The sequence below is a fragment of the Arthrobacter sp. Z4-13 genome, assembly GCF_054792705.1.
This window is the reverse complement of sequence record NZ_CP096459.1, coordinates 608837-626446: the sequence shown is the minus strand read 5'-3', so window position 1 is coordinate 626446 and position 17610 is coordinate 608837. Positions and strand designations below refer to the sequence as shown.

The window sequence follows — 17610 nt, the reverse complement described above, 5'->3', positions numbered from 1 at the left end:
GAGGATGCAGGCGTGCACGGACTGCCTGCTTCATCGTAGGCTGAACTTCGCATGCGACGACGAGGAGACTGCGATGGCCGGGACTGCATTGACCGGGACGAGTGTGGCCGGCGTGATGGCCGAGCTTGCCAACCTTGAAGACCCGCGGGCACGCGAGGTGAACGAAAAACACGGTGACGATCACGGTGTGAACCTCGGGAAGCTGCGTGCAGTGGCGAAGCGGCTGAAGACGCAGCAGGAACTTGCCCGCGAGCTCTGGGAGACCGGCGACACCGCGGCGAGGCTGCTTGCCCTTCTGGTCTGCCGCCCCAAGGCGTTCGGGCGCGACGAGCTCGACTCCATGCTGCGCGAGGCCCGCAGACCCAAGGTGCACGACTGGCTCGTGAACTACGTGGTGAAAAAGAACCCACACGCAGAAGAGCTGCGCCTGGCATGGTCCGCCGATCCCGACCCGGTGGTCGCGAGCGCCGGCTGGGCGCTGACCAGTGAACGTGTAGTGAAGCAGCCCGAAGGCCTCGACCTCGCCGGGCTGCTGGACGTCATCGAGGCTGAGATGAAGGGCGCGCCGGACCGCCTGCAGTGGGCAATGAACACTTGCCTCGCACAGATCGGGATCGGGCACCCCGGGCACCGGGACCGGGCCGTCCGCATTGGTGAGCGCCTGGAAGTACTCAAGGACTACCCAACCCCGCCGGGCTGCACCTCGCCGTTTGCGCCCAGCTGGATCACCGAAATGGTCCGCCGGCAGAACGGCAGCTAGCAAAGTCCTGCGCATACCGCAGCATTGGATTGCCCTTCTGCGGCTACGCCGGCACCTAAAATGGCGTTCATGGAAGACGAGGCCCTGGCGGAGATTGCGAACCAGCTCTACGCCAAGCCGATGGAAGACTTTGTGGCAGCACGCGCTGCCGCAGCGAAGGAAGCTGCCGGTTCGGACAAGGAACTTGGAGCTGAGGTGCGCGCGCTGCCCAAGCCCTCGGTTGCCGCTTGGGCCGTGAACATGCTGGCACTGCACGAACCTGACATCCTGTCCGGCTTGGCGGATCTCGGCGGCAGGATGCGCGAAGCCCAGTCGTCACTGGACGCCGCGGCGCTCCGAGAGCTCGGACGCGAGCGGCGGACCATGCTGGCCGCCGCCATCGACACGGCCCGCTCAGTTGCCCAGCAGCAGGGCAGGCCCATCAGCGATGCCATGGCCACCGACGTCGAGGAGACGCTTCGGGCCCTGACTGCGGACGAGGGGGCAGCGGCTGCGGTCCAGAGCGGCCGGCTCCTGAAGACCCTTTCGGCCGACGGCGTGAACGCCGTGGAGCTTGAGGGCTCAGTGGCAGTCCCTGGCGCCTTGCCCGCACCCCGGCCAACTGCCGCCCCGCGAACAACTGCCGCACCGGGGACAACTCGAGCACCCTCCAAGGCGCCAACGCAAAAGGAACAGAAAGGGAGTACGACGGCGGCGGGCACCGCCCGGACCAAGCCCGCTAAACCGCGGCTTGAGGCAGTCCGGCAGACCCCGCGGCCAACGTCACCACCCGCATTGGAGAGAGCCAAGGCCGCCCTTGCGGAGGCGCAGGCGGCAGAAGCTGAGGCGGCGCAGCTCGCCCGGGACCTGCAGGACCAGGCGGACGAAACGCAGATTGAGATCGCTGAGCTGACCCAGGAGGCATCGGATCTACGCGCCCGTCTCAAAGCGGCCGAGGACCGGCTGGAACGGTCCCGCAAAAGGCTTGTCAGCACCACTGCTGAGGCAAAACAGGCCGTGCGGGCAGCGGACAAAGCTGAGCGGACAGCGATGCTGGCTCAGGAAAGGGTCCTCCGGCTGGGCAACACGCGGGGCTGATTCCGTGGAATGTCAGACCCCGGTTGCACACTGGATTTATGGAAAACCAACTCGTACAGGAATTTCACGTCACCTACTTCGACGCCGACTGCGGCCGTGCCCGCGCCGAGACTTTTGACACCCTGGCGGAGGCCGAGCGGTTCGCCGGCCGGCACTGCACCGGCGAGGACAGCTGGGCCGTCGTGGACGCAGTCCCGGTTCAGCAGGTCCGTCTGGCCGCCTAATCAAGTCCGGTCAAGCCGGGGCGACAATAATGCGGTGTTGCTTATGGAGCATGGCCGCTAAAAACAGTGACCCGCGTTGTCCGGGAAAATTTCCCAGGCAACGCGGGTCAACGGTCTGGTGAGACCAGCCTGCTTATAACGGCATGCGGTTCAGCCTAGGCAAAATCGGCCACTGCAGGATCAGCTCCGATTCGGCCTTCGCCTTTGGCACTCCGGTCCAGTCCATTGATGGCCTCGATGTCATCCGCGTCCAGGGAAACATCCAGCGCAGCGAAGTTCTCGCGGATTCGGGACTCGGTGACGGACTTGGGGATGACCACGTTGCCGATGGCGAGGTGCCAGGCGATAACCACCTGGGCCGGCGTGGCATCGTGCTTGGCAGCGATGGACGCCACCGTGGCGTCCTCGAGGAGCTCGCCACCCTGTCCCAGCGGTGACCAGGCCTGCGTCAGGATCCCCTTTGACGCCCCAAACTCGCGCAGTTCGCGCTGGCTGAAGTACGGGTGGAGCTCGATCTGGTGGATGGCCGGGACCACACCCGTTTCGTCGATGATCCGCTCCAGGCCCTCTACCGTGAAGTTGGAGACACCGATCGACGTAACCCGTCCGCGCTTCTGCAGCTCGATCAGGGCCTTCCAGGTGTCCACATACTTGTCCCGTTTGGGCGTCATCCAGTGGATCAGGTAGAGGTCCAGGGTCTCGAGGCCTAGCCGGTCCATGGACTCTTCGAAAGCGGCAAGGGTGGATTCGTAGCCCTGGTCTGCGTTCCACAGCTTGGTGGTGATGAAAAGCTGCTCCGGCGACAAGCCAGAGCTGGCGATGGCCCGGCCAACGCCAGCCTCATTGCCGTAGATCTTGGCGGTATCGATGTGGCGGAAGCCCGCTTCGAAGGCCTGGCGGACAACCTTTTCCGCCACTCCGTCCTCAACCTGCCATACGCCATAGCCGAGCTGGGGAATCTGGTTTCCGTCGTTGAAAGTCAGTGTCGGTGAGAATGTCATGCCCTTATCCTGCCAAACCAACTGCCCCGCATTGGTAGATCGGGCGACGAGTAAGCCACACGCTTAACCGGGAATATCCTCCTGCCGGGAGCCCAGGCTTTCCTCCCGCAGGTGCCTCTCGGCATCGGACACCTGCTGGAACACTGCCTCCGCGCGGCGCCGTACGGAGGCCGCTCCGACGGGGACGGGGCCCACCGCGAGCCGCAGCATCGCGGCGGCTTCGGCGGTGGTAGCGAGGGAGTTGCCGGCCTTGGACAGCGAACGGTGTACACCGGCGAGGGGCACCGGGATGTCCAGTCCCTCGCTGGGTGACCGCTGCTGTGCCTCCACACAAACTGCCCTGACGCGGTCCAGCAGTGCGGCAAGCTCATTGGCAATGTCCACCAGTTCCCCGTAGAGCTGGTCGTCTTCAACCCCTTCGAGGACCTGGTGGAAGCGGTCCAGCCCCCGGTGGAAGCGGTCGTGGGCCCGGCGCCACAATCCCTTCCCAAGTTCCGCGTCGTCCTTGCGCCCCTGCCTGGCGGCGCTGAAAAAGCCCAACGACCCTAGAGGTACTGTCCCGGACCGTGGTCCGGTTCAGCGGGCTGGCCTGGCCGTGCCGGAGCACCCGCCCGTGGTCCGGCTGACGCGCGCTGAGGCTCCCCATTTTCCCCGATCACGACACCCGGGGCGATGACCGTGCCGGGAGGAAGCTGGCGGAGCTGCTGCTGCACTGCGGCGTGCTCGCGGGCGGCATGCTGGGCGGCGATAGCAGTCTGGATGCCGTGGAACAGCCCCTCCAGCCAACCCACCAGCTGGGCCTGGGCGATGCGCAGCTCAGCGTCGGAAGGAGTGGCCTCGTCCGGGAAGGGGAGGCTGATCCTGTCCAGTTCCTCCACCAGCTCAGGCGCAAGCCCGTCTTCCAGTTCCTTGATGGAGCGCTCATGGATTTCGGCGAGCCTTTCCCGTGCGGCGTCGTCGAGCGGGGCGGACTTCACCTCCTCCAGCAGCTGCCTGATCATCGTTCCAATCCGCATCACTTTGGCTGGTTCATCCACCAAATCCTGCAGGTTGCTGCCTTTGGGCTTGCCGCCGTCGCCCGAAACAGCCGGCGCAGGTGTCGATTGGTTGCCGTCGATGGTGGTGCCCTCTACCGGGAGGTCCTCAGGTGCCTGAGTGTCTTTCGGATCGCTCATGGGTTCATACTCTCACGAGCGATCCGCCCGGAGTCCACTCGGCGAAGGCCCCTGGGGGTTTGTCCGCTCCAGGCTCAATCAGCAGCACCGGCCCTGGGGATTGGAGTCCTGGCGGTCCGTCCGGTCCCGCCAGAACTCGCGCTCAGTCAGGGGTGGCGCGCTGTGGCCTGCAGCACGGTGGTGCTCCAGGTACTTCGCGTAGGCATCGGCCCCCAGCACGCCGCCAAAGTAACGCGCGAACCCCCGGAAGCCCTGGGCAACCGCGGCGAGTCCGGAACTCATCAGTGGTGGCCTGCCCGTTCGAACCTCAACTCGGCGGGGACCTTGTCCCACTCAGCCATCAGCTCCCGCTCCGCCGGAGTGGGAATGAGTCCGGCCGGCGCAAAGACGCGGGACGGCCTGGCGGGGTCCTCGTTATCCTTGGCGGCAGTCCCGTCCGCACGGGTGCGGAACGCCTTGACGGTGGCAAGCACCGCCGTCGCGATCACAATGATGCTGAGCACCACGAAGATCACCGACAGCCACCCCTGGATGGCGGTGTTGCGCACCACGGCTTCCATGGCTGCCACAGATTTCGCGGTGCCGAACTCCGTCTTCCCGTCCGCCAGTGCCTTGCTGAAGGCGGCGTTGTTGGCGAAGTACCCCACGGCCGGGGTGGGCGAGAAGATCTTCTGGTAGCTCGCCGTGATGGTGACCACCGCCGCGAACGCCAAAGGCAGTGCCACGATCCACAGGTACTTGAAGGTCCCGCGCTTGGCGACGATGGCCAGGCACACTGACAACGCTATGGCGGCCAGCAACTGGTTGGCGATGCCGAACAGCGGGAACAGCGTATTAATGCCCCCGAGCGGATCGGTGACGCCCATCAGCAGCACCGCGCCCCACGCGCCCACCATAATGGCCGTGCAGAGCCAGGCGCCGGGTCGCCAGGAGGCTTCCTTGAACTTGGGAACGAAGTTGCCGATGGAGTCCTGCAGCATGAACCGTGCCACGCGGGTGCCGGCGTCCACTGCCGTAAGGATGAAGAGGGCCTCAAACATGATGGCGAAGTGGTACCAGAACGCCATCATGGCCGTGCCGCCGATGAACTGCTGCATGATGTGGGCGAGGCCAACGGCCAGGGTGGGAGCGCCGCCGGTGCGCGAAACAATGCTTTCCTCACCCACATTGCTGGCGGTCTGGGCCAGGAAGTCCGGAGTGATGTTGACGCCGGCCAGGCCCAGGCTGTTGACCCAGGTGGCGGCTGTTTCCACGGTTCCGCCGGTGAGGGCAGCAGGAGCGTTCATCGCGAAGTAGAGGCCGCGGTCGATGGAGATTGCGGCGACCAAGGCCATGATGGCCACGAAGGACTCCATCAGCATTCCGCCGTAGCCGATGAAACGGGTCTGCCGCTCCTTTTCCACCAGTTTCGGTGTGGTGCCGGAGGAAATCAGCGCGTGGAAACCTGACAAGGCGCCGCAGGCGATGGTAACAAACAGGAACGGGAACAGGGCCCCCGGGAACACCGGGCCGTTGTCCCTGCTGGCGAACTCGCTGAAGGCCGGGACAGTGATCTCGGGGCGGACCACGATAATCGCCAGCGCGAGCATCACGATCACGCCGATCTTCATGAAGGTGGACAGGTAATCCCGGGGGGCCAGGAGCAGCCACACCGGCAGGATGGCTGCGATGAAGCCGTACACGATAAGTCCCCAGGCGATGGTGACCTTATCCAGGGTGAAGAGCTCGGCGCCCCAAGGGGTTTCAGCAACGATGCCGCCGCCGATGATCGCCGCCATCAGCAGGACGAAACCGATCAGGGAAACTTCCATGATCTTGCCGGGCCGCAGGTACCGGAGGTAGACGCCCATGAACAGGGCGATGGGGATGGTCATGCCAACGGAGAACACACCCCAGGGGCTTTCGCCAAGGGCGTTGACGACGACCAGGGCCAGGATGGCCACGATGATCACCATGATCAGCAGGGTGGCGACCAGCGCCGCGGTGCCGCCGATGACACCGAGTTCCTCCCGGGCCATCTGTCCCAGCGAACGCCCGCCGCGCCGCATTGAGAAGAACATCACCAGGTAGTCCTGCACTGCACCGGCCAGGACGACGCCGATGATGATCCAGATGGTGCCGGGCAGGTAGCCCATCTGGGCCGCAATGACCGGGCCCACCAGGGGCCCGGCGCCGGCGATGGCGGCGAAGTGGTGGCCGAACAGGACATTGCGGTCCGTCCGGACGTAGTCCTTACCGTCCGCCTTGTACTCGGCGGGGGTGGCACGGCGGTCATCCGGCCTGGTGATGTAGCGCTCGATGACCTTGGAATAGAAGCGGTAGCCGATGAGGTACGTGCAGACCGAGGCGAACACGAACCAGATGGCGTTCACGGTCTCGCCGCGGATGATCGCGAGCATGAACCATGCCACACCGCCCAGGAGGGCAATCGCTGCCCAGAGCGCGATCTTTCCCGGCGTCCATTTTTTGTCTTCCGCCTCGCGGACCTTTTCGTCAAGGGCCGAGGGAGGGAGGTCGGTATCGGTAGCCACCGCTCCTTCTCCCCGGGCTGCGCTTCGTCGACCATCAGGCGTTTCGGCCATGTCTCCTCCTTGAGATTCTTTCCGCTTCTGCTGACAGGCACCCTACCAACGACGGGTGCCGATCGGGCCGGATTGCGCCGCTTATGTATCGGCCCTGCGCCGAACGGCTGGCACGCGGCGCCAAACGACACGCTCCGGTTGCAGCCAGCGGCGCCGGCCGGTGCACGGCTACAAGCGAAGAGGGCCCCCATCCGGTGTTCCGGATGAAGGCCCTGGATCCCGCCGGCGGCGGAACAGGTTGTTAGGCGTGCGCGTAGGTGAGGCAGTCCGCGTTGTCGGCCCCCGGACCAACATGCACTTCACGTGCCTGGCACATCAGGTTTTCGTTGTGGACGCATTCGGAGCGCTGGCATGCTCCGACGTCGGCCAGCACCTTGGGCAGCCCGCCGTGAAGTCCGGTATCGATAAACGTGGCACAAGCTGCGTGGTTTTCCGCACCTCCCACCGTGATGGCGGCGGCGTTGCAATTGGTGTGGTCGTTAAAGGAACAGTTCGTTACACTGCAGTCGGCGACGTGCGTTGTCATGGAAAGTCCTCCTGGGTCCGGCGCCCTGAAACGGGCGGCTCTTGAACCCCACGGTAAACCCGCTTGGAAGAATCAAAAAGACCCAATTAAGTGACCTAATTACTCAGCCCCCAAGCCCGCGGGGGGAACAGCAACCGCAGCGCCCATTATGGTCGAGCCGACACCCGGACAGTCCCATGACCGCGACGAACTCTCCCGTTGCAACGGTGAGGTCAACGTCGCGGAGTGCGGCCACCGCCGTCGTGCCTCACCAAAAGTCTTGCTGACCCTGGCAAGTTCCAGGACCTGCTGCGGTGGACGCTCAGCGTCGACTGTCGGCGTTGAGCGGGGCGGCACTTTCCGTGACCCCGTTGGACGTCTTGGGTGCCTGGCCCATGGAATGCGCCTGCTGGACCATCCTGGCTTCACAAAGATCCAACCAGCGGACCTCGGCTTCGGTCTGGAAGATCAGGGAATCAAGGACCAGCAGCCAGGCCGTATCTCCCGAACGCTGGCTGGCCGCGGTGTCCCTGCGGGCCTTGGTGTAATCCTGCAGTGCCCGGATAGAGGCCACCCGCTGCGCGAGGATGATGCCTTGCACGTCCGCGCCCGGGATGGTGACGGCGAGCGCCAGCTTGATGGCCAGCTCGTTGCGGGGCGGGTTGTTCCGCTCCACGGGGGCCGAGAACCAACCCGACACCTCGGCCTGGCCGGCTTCGGTGATGCTGTAGACCACGTGGCCCTCGCCGTCGTCGCCCTCCTTGGTGACAAGGCCGTCACGTTCCAGCCGGTCAAGTGTGGTGTACACCTGCCCGATGTTCAGCGGCCATGTGGCACCGGTACGGTGCTCAAACTCGACCCGCAGCTGGTAGCCGTAGCGCGGCTGGTCCTGCAGCAGGGCGAGGAGGCTGTGGCGGATGGACATTGTTGCTCCTTGCACTGGGAAGCACGGGTTTACACGGTCCCCCAAAGGGCGCTGCATACCGCGTATAGGCCAAGGTAATACAAGAGGAGCGGAAGTAGCAATACTCAGTATCTATTGCGAAGGGAGCAGCTACAGAAGCAGGAGGATCTTCCCCACATGGTCGCCCGAGTCGAAGTACCTATGCGCTGCCTGGACCTGGTCCAGCGGGAACGTCTTGGCCACCAGCGGACGGATCCTGCCGTCGGTGACCAGCGGCCATACAGCATCGCGGACGGCGTTCATGATGGCCCCCTTTTCCTCGACCGGCCGCGGCCGCAGGGCAGTGGCCACCACCGCTGCGCGTTTCTTTAACAGCTGTCCCAGGTCCAGTTCGCCCTTGACACCGCCCTGCAGGCCGATCACCACCAGCCGTCCATAGTCCGCGAGCGCGTCCACGTTCTGCGGCAGGTACTTGGCACCGACGACGTCGAGGATTACGTCAGCACCCCGCCCGCCGTTCTGCTCGCGCAGGCTCGCAGGGAAATCCTCTTCTGCATAGTTGATGGCGATATCCGCACCCAGGAAGGCCTTTGCGGTTCCCACCTTTTCGTCCGTACCGGCCGTCGTGGCCACCTTGGCTCCCAGCGCCTTGGCAAGCTGGATGGCCATGGTGCCGATCCCGCCGGTGGCCCCATGGATCAGGACCGTCTCGCCGGCCTGAAGCTGGGCGGTCATGACCAGGTTCGAGTAAACCGTCGCTGCAACCTCCGGCAGGGATGCCGCCGTGACCAGGTCAACGCCATCGGGCACCCGCAGCACCTGCTCCGCCCGCACCGCCACCTGCTGCGCGTATCCACCGCCGGCCAGCAGCGCCACCACCTTGTCACCGAGCGAAAACGGCTTGCTGACACCGGGGCCAAATCCCGCTATCCGGCCGGAGACTTCCAGCCCGGGAATCTCTGAAGCGCCTGGCGGCGGCGGGTAAAAGCCCCTGCGCTGCTGGACGTCCGCGCGGTTCAGGCCCGCGGCCACGACGTCGATGAGCACCTCCCCCGGTCCGGGCACCGGGGCGTCCGTCTCGCGGACCTCCAGCACTTCCGGGCCGCCCGGTTCGGATATGTAGACGGCTTTCATGGAACACTCCCGTTTCTGACTGAATACTGGCTGCAACCAGTGTGCACCGGACACCTTCCGGTCTCTGTTTTGTTGCAGGCAAGTGCCTATGAAACACTACTAGTCGAGGAAGGTTGTCCGAGCGGCCGAAGGAGCTAGTCTTGAAAACTAGTGTGCGGTAACCCCGTACCAAGAGTTCGAATCTCTTACCTTCCGCGATTGGGACCCCTGTCGGCCAGCATACTGGCCGACAGGGGTCCTTCGTTTGTCCGGGCAGCAGCGGGAAATGTTCCGGACCGGGCCGGAACCATTGAAAGTGTCAGACCCCGCGCATAGCCTCTTGGTGTCCCGTCCGGAACAAAAACTCCTCCGGCCACGGGACAGGATTCACCTCATCACCGAACTGAACCAGGAGACCGCTATGCCCGCTCCCGACATCAAGCCCGGCTCCCCCTGCTGGATCGACCTGAACACTTCAGACACTGCAAAAGCCCGCGAGTTCTACGGAGAGCTCTTTGGCTGGCAGTTCGAGCAGGGCAACCAGGAACTCTACGGCGGCTACATCACTGCCTTCAAGAACGGCAAGGCGGTGGCCGGCATCATGCAAAAGCAGGAGGACCAGACCGGCTTCCCCGACATGTGGTCCACCTACCTGTGCACAGACGATGCTGCGGCCACCGCAGCCTCGGTGCCCTCCCATGGCGGTCAAATCTACATGGAACCCATGGACGTCCCGGCCCAGGGAATCATGGCCTACTTCGCGGATTCAAGCGGGGCGTCCGTCGGCGCATGGCAGCGCCGTGAAATGCGCGGCTACGAGATAGCGGCGGAACCCGGCACACCCGCCTGGCATGAACTGCACACTAAGGACTACCAAAGCGCCGTGGAGTTCTATGAGAGTGTCTTTGGCTGGCAAACGAACGTCATGAGCGACTCTCCCGAGTTCCGCTACACAACCCTCGGCACGGGAGAAACCGCACAAGCCGGGATCATGGACGCTTCCGGCTACCTCCCAGGCGACGTTCCCTCACACTGGCAGGTGTACTTCGCCGTCGAGGACACGGATGCCGCGGTTGAACGTGCGGTGGCAATGGGAGGCTCCGTCCTGGATGGACCAGCGGACAGCGACTTCGGGCGGGTGGCGCAACTGGCCGACCCCACGGGCGGCATGTTCAAGGTCATCTCCAGCCCATCCGGGTCCCCGCAGGACCAGTAGGCGGAAGCCGGAAGCCTGCCCGCAGAAATTCCAAAAGAACTGCCGGCCGGCAGCTTCCCCTCAAACTACCGGCCGGTATCCTTTTGTGATGGCCGGCACATGCCGTTCCGGCCACCAAACGAACCACTGCTGACAGCATCACCGGGCTGGGCCGCCGGGGCTCCGGCCGGTGGGGCGGCCCGTTCCGCTGGGGAACGTCCCGCCGAATGCACGCGCTATCAACCTTGCGTTCATTCATCGCTGTTTTGATGTGCCGGATACCACTTGACCAGGAGCAGGATCCGGGCAGTCGTCCATCGGTACAACCTGGACACCTTCCATCGGCTCCCCCACCGGGGAGACCCCTCTGAAAGTAAGAGCAGATGCAAACACCTTGGAAATTAGCGCTGGGTACAGCGTTGACGGCGGGGCTCATAGCACCGCTGGCGGCCTTACCCGCAGTTGCGGACTATACAGCCGCGGAAGTCTCACCCGCGGCGGGAACATCGCCGGTCGTCATCAACGAGGCCTACCTCAGCGGTGGCAGCACAGGCGCCGCCTACAAGAACAAGTTCGTTGAGCTGTACAACTCATCGGACGCTCCGGTTTCCCTGGACGGCTGGTCGGTTCAGTACCGCTCCGCCACCGCCACGGCACCTCCGACCAGCGTGGCCACCCTTTCCGGTTCCATCCCGGCCAAGGGGCACTACCTGGTCCAAGGTTCCAGTAACGGTACCGACGGCGAGGATCTCCCCACCCCGGACCTGGTCGCGACGGGACTGAACCTCAGTGGCACAACCGGCACCATCGTGCTCGCCAAGCAGCGTACCGCCGTCGCGCTGGGCACAGGGCCCCAGGTGGAGCCTGCCGGCGTGGCTGATCTCCTCGGTTACGGCAGCTCCAACACCTTCGAAACCGCAGTCGCTGCAGGCCCCTCGGACACGAAAGACGTCAAGAGCCTCAACCGGGCAGCCGGCGCGGACAGCAACATCAACGCCGCGGACTTCAGCCTGAACGCTGTCATCACCCCCACCGGCACGGGCGGCACCGCCATCCCCACTCCTGACCCCACGCCGGATCCCACTCCTGACCCCACCCCCGAACCATCCACCCGGACTGTCGCCGACATCCAGGGCACGGGCACCGCAAGCCCGCTGACCGGGTCCACAGTGACCACCACGGGCAAGGTCACCGCCGTCTTTCCCACCGGAGGGCTCAACGGCTACTACATCCAGACCGCCGGTACAGGCGGGGATCTGACGGGCACCAACCAGGCTGCGTCGGACGGCATCTTCGTCTACTCCCCCGCCACCGCCGCGTCGGTCCAGGCCGGGGACCACGTTCAGGTGACCGGGACCGTGGCCGAATACTTCGGCATGACCCAGCTCAACGTCACCGCCGCTGCCGGGCTCACCAAGCTGACAGAGCCCGCACCCGAAGTGAAGGCCACCACCTTCACGCTGCCGGCCAACGAAACCTTCCGCGAATCCCTGGAAGGCATGCTCCTGGCACCACAGGGCCCGCTGACGGTCACGGACAACTACACCCTGAACCAGTACGGCGAGGTTGGCCTCGCCGGCGGAACAACGCCGCTGGTCCAGCCCACCGCCGTCGCTCCCTACGGCTCAGCCGAGTACACCGCCGTCGTCGCTGAAAACGCGGACCGCGGCATCAAGCTCGACGACGGCTCCAGCACCAACTTTCTCAAGGACGCCACCACCAAGGCCCAGGTCCTGCCCTACCTGACCACAACTGACCCGGTCCGCGTTGGCTCGCCCGTCACCTTCACCACCAACGTGGTCCTCGGCTACGGCAACAACGCCTGGAAGCTCCAGCCGCTGACCCACCTGACAGAAGCCAACAAGGCCGCCGTCCAACCTGCAACCTTCGGCGCCACCCGCAGTGAGGCTCCCGCCGCGGTGGGAGGCAAGCTGAAGATCGCCTCCTTCAACGTCCTCAACTACTTCCCCACCACCGGTGACACCCTGGCCGGTTGCACCTTCTACGAGGACCGGGCCGGCAACCCCATCACCGTCCGGGGAGGCTGTGACGCCCGCGGCGCCGCCAACGCCGAAAACTTCGAACGGCAGCAGGACAAGATCGTAGCGGCCATCACCAAGTCAGGCGCCGATGTTGTCACGCTCATGGAGATCGAGAACTCCGCACAGTTCGGCAAGAACCGGGATGACGCCCTGGCCAAACTGGTGGATGCCCTGAACGTCGAAACCCCCGGGATCTGGGACTACGTCCGATCGCCTGCCAACGCCCCGCCGCTCAGCGACGAGGATATGATCCGCACCGCCTTCATCTATAAAAAGGCCGTCGCAGAACCCGTGGGCGAATCCATCATCCACAACGACACTGCGGCATTCGCCAGCGCACGCAAGCCGCTGGCCCAGGTCTTCAAGCCGGTGGGCGGCGGCGCCGGGACAGAGTTCATCGCCATCGCCAACCATTTTAAATCCAAGGGCTCCCCTGCCACTCCCGAGGACACGGACAAAGGCCAGGGCGCATCAAACCTGGCCCGTACAGCCCAGGCAAAGTCACTCCTGGAGTTCACCAAGTCCCTGCAGCAGTCCAAGGGCACAGACAAGGTCTTCCTCATCGGCGACTTCAACGCCTACGCCAAGGAAGACCCCATCAACGTCTTTACCGCCGAGGGTTATGTCAACCAGGATGAAAAGACACGCAACGCCGACGGCACCGCCAAGCACTCCTACCTGTTCGGCGGAATGGTGGGTTCCCTGGACCACATCCTGGCCTCCCCAGCGGCGAACGCCACGGTCAGCGGAGCCGACATCTGGAACATCAACTCGGTGGAATCCGTAGCCCTGGAGTACAGCCGCTACAACAACAACGTCACCGACTACTACGCACCGGACCAGTACCGCGCCAGCGATCACGATCCGGTTATTGTGGGCCTGAATCTGCAGCCCGCACCCGCCACCGTTGACCTGAACTTCCTGGGCATCAACGACTTTCACGGCAGGATCGACACCAACACGGTCCAGTTCGCAGGCACCATCGAAAAGCTCCGGGCAGCAGCCGCCCCAGGCGCCACCGCTTTCCTTTCTGCCGGCGACAACATCGGAGCGTCGCTGTTCGCGTCCTCCGTCGCCAAGGACCAGCCCACCATCGACGTGCTGAACGCCCTGGAGCTTCAGGCATCCGCGGTGGGCAACCACGAGTTCGACGGCGGCTGGGCGGACCTGCGGGACCGAGTCATCGCCGGCGGCTCCAACGCTAAGTTCCCCTACCTGGGAGCCAACGTTTACCGGAAGGGCACCACCGAACCGGTCCTGCCCGAGTTCACCGTCCTGGACATGAACGGCGTCAAGGTGGCCGTCATCGGCACCGTCACCCAGGAGGTTCCCTCCCTGGTGACCCCCGCCGGCATCGCGGACCTGGAGTTCGGCGACCCCGTGGACGCGATCAACCGGGCAGCGGCACGGATCACCTCGGAGAACCTTGCCGACGTCATCATCGTGGAAAACCACGACGGCGCCGGCTCGGGAACGGTGGAAGGCGCCACGCTGGAAGAGGAAGTGGCAGCCGGCGGACCCTTCGCAAAGCTGGTCACCGAAACGTCCGCTGACGTTGACGCCATCTTCACCGGCCATACCCACAAGGAATACGCCTGGGACGCCCCTGTCCCGGGTATCGACGGCAAGACCCGCCCCATCGTCCAGACCGGCAACTACGGCGAGAACGTGGGGCAGATCCAGCTCACCGTGGACACCGCCACCAAGGAGGTGACGGCGCACAAGGCCGGCAACGTCAAGCGCACCGCGGACCCCGCCGCGGACCTGATCGCCACCTACCCGCGCGTGGCCGCCGTCGACGCCATCGTCAAGAAGGCACTCGCGGATGCCGCTGTGGTGGGCAACCAGCCTGTTGGCGCTGTCACGGCCGACATCACCACCGCCTTCACCGCGGACGCCACCGGTGTTGCCAAGCGTGATGACCGGGGAAGCGAGTCAACCCTGGGAAACCTGGTGGCCGACTCCCTGTTGGCCTCCCTCCAGCCGGCTGAACTTGGCGGTGCCGAGATCGGCGTCGTCAATCCGGGCGGACTGAGGAATGAGCTCTACTACGCCCCGGATGGAACCGTCACCTACGCAGAGGCGAACGCCGTGCTGCCGTTCGTGAACAACCTCTGGACCACGTCCCTGACCGGAGGGCAGTTCAAGACGCTGCTGGAACAGCAGTGGCAGACCAACCCGGATGGGACGGTTCCCAGCCGCGCCTACCTGCAGCTCGGCCTGTCGAAGAACGTGAACTACACGTACGACGCCGCCCGGCCGGCCGGGGACCGCATCACGTCCGTCCGCGTGAACGGGGCCGTGCTCGATCCGGCGAAGTCCTACCGGATCGGCACTTTCAGCTTCCTGGCCACCGGCGGCGACAATTTCCGGGTGTTCACGGAAGGTGCCAACACGAAGGACTCAGGGCTGGTGGACCGGGACGCGTGGATCGGGTACCTGCAGAAGAGCAGCCCCGTCTCGCCGGATTTCGCCCGCCGCTCCGTGGCGGTCACCAACACCACGCCCGGCGAGGTCAAGCCTGGCGATCCCATCACGCTGGCAGTATCCAGGCTGGACCTGACATCACTCGGCAGCCCGGTCAACAAGACATTGTCAGCTGTGTTCACCGACTCCGCGGGCACCGTGACCCAGCTTGGGTCCGTACCGGTTCAGGCAGGTGCAGCCAGCGTCAGCCTGGCTGTCCCGTCCGGCGCCGCAGCAGGAGCAGGGGCGCTGGTCCTCACCGCAGCTGAATCCGGCACGGCGGTCACTGTTGATGTGACCGTGGCAAGTGTTGCGGTTGAGCCTGTATGCACCGCGCCGGTCAAGCCGGCCAGGTGGTACGACATCCTGGGCTGGATCCGCTACGCTGCAGCCTGGCTTCAGTACCAGGTGTGCCTGCGCGGCTAACGGCAGCGTAAGGCCGGCCGCCGTCGAGAAGGCAGGGCCAGCCGCACGCTCCCTTATGTAACGCGCGTTTTCCCTCAACGCTCCCTCACCACGGTGAGGGAGCGTTGGAGGTTAAGCCGCGAAGGGTGGAGAGAAGGTTTGTGTTTGCTACAGCCCCAAGATGGCGCCGGCGATCTCGTCGGCGTCGCGCAGGGTGCGCTGGCCGCTGCGGTAGTTCGGCCCGCCGGACTGGACCGCCTCAGCGGCGATGGCCGTGCCCCACTGGGCGGACGAGAGCTGAAGCCCCAGCACGAAAAGGCCGTCCGTCACGGACCCGTTCGAGGCCAACGGGCGGTAAGGGTGCGGCTCAACATCCAGGCCGGTGGACTGCACGGGAGCACCCTCCACCGACATCATGAGGCGCGGCCGCACCAGGCCGTCCGCCAGGAGTTGCTCCAACACCGGCGAATCGTTCGCTGCAACCCTGTTGCCAGGCGCCAGTGCCTCCACCATGGTCCGTGCGGTCACCGGCGCATCCTCCACCCACGGCGAGTAGGCAGTAAAAACACCAGCCCGGCGATCCACCCCGAACTTGGGGTCCGGCCCCACGAAGCTGACCACTCCTGCCCTGGACAGCGCCGCAAGCTGCTCGGAGCGCAGCGCGGGAGGCCCGCTGGCAAGTCCTTCCACGAACGATTCAAACCAGCCACGCAGGCCGGCAACCCAGGACTCATCGGTGATGCCGCCGTCGGCCACCGCTGTCTTCAGCACGGCGCGCCCGTGGTGGAGCGCACCGATGGCCATCTTTACCGGGTCATCCTCGCCGAGGGCGGAGCGGCGGGCATCGTCCAACAGGTACTCAACGACGGCGGCATCATGTTCGGCGCGCGAGGCGAAGGAACGTCCCGCCAGCGGCGCCGCAAGACCCGGCAGGTCCAGCCGGTGCCGGGGGCCCACGTGCACGGCCAGCACGCTCTCCACACTGTCCTCCCAGTTCACGGCACTGTGCGCGTGCGGATGGAGGGCTTCGTCCAGGGCGGCGAGGAACGCTGCCGGGTCCGGCACAGCGTTCGGCTGGGAGCGCACGAGCGTGGAGTAGTAGGCCCACAGCGCGTCGCGGTGCAGGAGCGGCCAGAAATCATGGTCAAACGCGGGACGGATCCCCGCCGTGCGGAAACGTTCCAGCGCCGCCTCCGTGAAGTAGCGCAGGGTGACCGCCGCCGGGTAGTAGCCGTTCAGGGCAGCCTTCGCGCGGTAGGGCGTCCCCCGCCGGGAGGCAGCGATGATGTGCGGTTCCTGGCCCGAGGGCTCGTAGTGGAGCACCGCGCCGTTGCTGACGAACTTACCGCCGCGGCCCTCGGTCAGCTGGCCCATGGTATCGAAGAAGTTCAGGCCCATCCCCCTGACCAGGACCGGTTCCCCGGCAGGAACCAGGGACCAGTCCACATCGGCAGGCACCGCAGGAGGCAGGTACCGCAGGCCCAACTGCCCTGCTGCGGCCTGCAGGTCCCGCTGTTCAGGGTTCAGCCGGGACGGGATGTGTCCCAGCGCCAGGACCACGGACCCGGTACGGATCGTCGCCCCGGTGGCCAGACCGACGTCGAACGTTCCGTCACCCGAAGGGCGCACTGACAGTGCCGACGTTTCGTGGAAGTCGATGGTGACGCCGTCGGGCACGTTGCGCGTCAGCTCCTCCACAATGTTTCGGAGGTACCGGCCGTAGATTGCCCGGCTTGGGAAGTCGCTGGAGGTGAGGACGGCCAGTTCTGCCAGCTCCTCCTCACGAAGCTCCGGCGACGGGTTCTTCTGCTGCCGGGCCCGCCACTGGTCAAAGGTGGTACCGGCCACCGGCGGCGACAGTGCAGAGTCCTCCGGAACAACCGTGGGATAAAAGGACTGTGTGTTCATCAGAAACAGTCGTGACTGCCCCGGCTGCCACACATGCCCCGGACCCGCCGGATAGGGGTCGATGACGTCGATGTGGAGCCGCACCGGGCCGGCGCCGGCAGCAATCTGCGCGGCACTGCGGGCGAGCAGGCGTTCCAGGACACTGGTGCCCCGCGGACCCGCCCCGATGATGGCGGTCCGTATGCTCTGCGTTAATTCCACGGCATCCAGAGTACGGGCTGAAGCCGGGTATGCGCTGAACGCTTGACTTGCT

14 protein-coding genes and 1 tRNA gene are annotated in these 17610 nt (G+C 65.2%); 6 read left to right on the top strand and 9 right to left on the bottom strand.

Annotated features, from left to right (window positions below; genetic code table 11):
- Nucleotides 1-73: 73 nt before the first annotated feature.
- The 3 genes from M1E07_RS04860 to M1E07_RS04850 all read left to right on the top strand — a co-directional run bounded on the left by M1E07_RS04860 (nt 74) and on the right by M1E07_RS04850 (nt 2061).
- Complete coding sequence (locus M1E07_RS04860) at nt 74-760, top strand: DNA alkylation repair protein (RefSeq protein ID WP_461189149.1); 687 nt, start codon at nt 74-76, stop codon at nt 758-760.
- A gap of 69 nt (nt 761-829) precedes the next feature.
- The gene (locus M1E07_RS04855; protein WP_461189148.1) at nt 830-1837 is read left to right on the top strand and encodes a hypothetical protein; all 1008 of its coding nucleotides are present in this window, start codon (nt 830-832) and stop codon (nt 1835-1837) included.
- 38 nt (nt 1838-1875) lie between these two features.
- Complete coding sequence (locus tag M1E07_RS04850; RefSeq protein WP_461189147.1) at nt 1876-2061, top strand: hypothetical protein; 186 nt, start codon at nt 1876-1878, stop codon at nt 2059-2061.
- 155 nt (nt 2062-2216) lie between these two features.
- Here M1E07_RS04850 and M1E07_RS04845 read toward each other — a convergent pair whose 3' ends face one another.
- The 8 genes from M1E07_RS04845 to M1E07_RS04810 all read right to left on the bottom strand — a co-directional run bounded on the left by M1E07_RS04845 (nt 2217) and on the right by M1E07_RS04810 (nt 9362).
- Complete coding sequence (locus M1E07_RS04845; RefSeq protein ID WP_461189146.1) at nt 2217-3062, bottom strand: aldo/keto reductase; 846 nt, start codon at nt 3060-3062, stop codon at nt 2217-2219.
- A gap of 63 nt (nt 3063-3125) precedes the next feature.
- On the bottom strand, nt 3126-3602 hold the full coding sequence (locus M1E07_RS04840) for a hypothetical protein (RefSeq protein WP_461189145.1): 477 nt from the start codon (nt 3600-3602) through the stop codon (nt 3126-3128).
- A 5-nt stretch (nt 3603-3607) separates the two neighbouring features.
- Nucleotides 3608-4237: a bacterial proteasome activator family protein gene (locus M1E07_RS04835; protein ID WP_461189144.1), complete on the bottom strand. Its 630-nt coding sequence runs from the start codon at nt 4235-4237 to the stop codon at nt 3608-3610.
- 78 nt (nt 4238-4315) lie between these two features.
- Nucleotides 4316-4519, bottom strand: a complete 204-nt coding sequence (locus M1E07_RS04830; protein ID WP_461189143.1) for a YbdD/YjiX family protein — start codon at nt 4517-4519, stop codon at nt 4316-4318.
- Nucleotides 4519-6819 carry a carbon starvation CstA family protein gene (locus M1E07_RS04825; protein ID WP_461189142.1) on the bottom strand — a complete coding sequence of 767 codons (2301 nt, stop codon included), beginning with the start codon at nt 6817-6819 and terminating at the stop codon, nt 4519-4521. Before M1E07_RS04825 ends, M1E07_RS04830 begins: the two co-directional genes overlap by 1 nt.
- Nucleotides 6820-7060: 241 nt before the next feature.
- Nucleotides 7061-7345, bottom strand: a complete 285-nt coding sequence (locus M1E07_RS04820; protein ID WP_461189141.1) for a DUF1540 domain-containing protein — start codon at nt 7343-7345, stop codon at nt 7061-7063.
- Between the two features lie 301 nt (nt 7346-7646).
- Nucleotides 7647-8249 (bottom strand): PadR family transcriptional regulator, encoded by a 603-nt coding sequence (locus M1E07_RS04815; RefSeq protein WP_461189140.1) that lies wholly within the window; start codon nt 8247-8249, stop codon nt 7647-7649.
- 129 nt (nt 8250-8378) lie between these two features.
- Nucleotides 8379-9362 (bottom strand): NAD(P)H-quinone oxidoreductase, encoded by a 984-nt coding sequence (locus tag M1E07_RS04810; RefSeq protein ID WP_461189139.1) that lies wholly within the window; start codon nt 9360-9362, stop codon nt 8379-8381.
- A gap of 107 nt (nt 9363-9469) precedes the next feature.
- On the opposite strand from M1E07_RS04810, the gene M1E07_RS04805 reads away from it, so the two are divergent.
- The 3 genes from M1E07_RS04805 to M1E07_RS04795 all read left to right on the top strand — a co-directional run bounded on the left by M1E07_RS04805 (nt 9470) and on the right by M1E07_RS04795 (nt 15470).
- Nucleotides 9470-9557 (top strand) — tRNA-Ser (locus M1E07_RS04805).
- A gap of 205 nt (nt 9558-9762) precedes the next feature.
- Nucleotides 9763-10557: a VOC family protein gene (locus tag M1E07_RS04800; protein ID WP_461189138.1), complete on the top strand. Its 795-nt coding sequence runs from the start codon at nt 9763-9765 to the stop codon at nt 10555-10557.
- A gap of 362 nt (nt 10558-10919) precedes the next feature.
- A complete protein-coding gene (locus M1E07_RS04795) occupies nt 10920-15470 on the top strand; it encodes an ExeM/NucH family extracellular endonuclease (protein WP_461189137.1) in 4551 nt (1516 codons plus the stop codon).
- 147 nt (nt 15471-15617) lie between these two features.
- On the opposite strand, the gene M1E07_RS04790 is transcribed toward M1E07_RS04795, so the two are convergent.
- Nucleotides 15618-17558 carry an FAD/NAD(P)-binding protein gene (locus tag M1E07_RS04790; protein WP_461189136.1) on the bottom strand — a complete coding sequence of 647 codons (1941 nt, stop codon included), beginning with the start codon at nt 17556-17558 and terminating at the stop codon, nt 15618-15620.
- Between the last annotated feature and the right edge of the window lie 52 nt (nt 17559-17610).